This window comes from Mammaliicoccus stepanovicii (assembly GCF_002902525.1).
Lineage (GTDB): Bacteria > Bacillota > Bacilli > Staphylococcales > Staphylococcaceae > Mammaliicoccus > Mammaliicoccus stepanovicii.
Genome location: NZ_PPQZ01000109.1, coordinates 1 through 223, shown reverse-complemented (window position 1 = coordinate 223; position 223 = coordinate 1). Strand labels below are relative to the sequence as shown.

Annotated in this window: 1 pseudogene; it reads right to left on the bottom strand. The window is 43.5% G+C overall.

Annotated features, from left to right (window positions below):
- Positions 1 to 223, bottom strand: a pseudogene (locus CD111_RS12565) (hypothetical protein); the annotation flags it as partial.

Sequence of the window (223 nt, the reverse complement as noted above, 5' to 3'; positions counted from 1 at the left end):
TTTATCCGTTACCATTGTGCCGTTTGGATCAGATTCTTCTTTATTTGGAATACCATCATTATCCGCATCTTCATCCCCGTCTGGTGTACCATTACCGTCAGAATCAGGATTTGTTGGATCAGTGCCCGCAACTTCTTCATCTTTATTATTGATACCATCGCCATCGATATCAGGATCTTGATCATCTGGAATGCCGTCGCCATCAGTGTCTGTCACCTTAGGT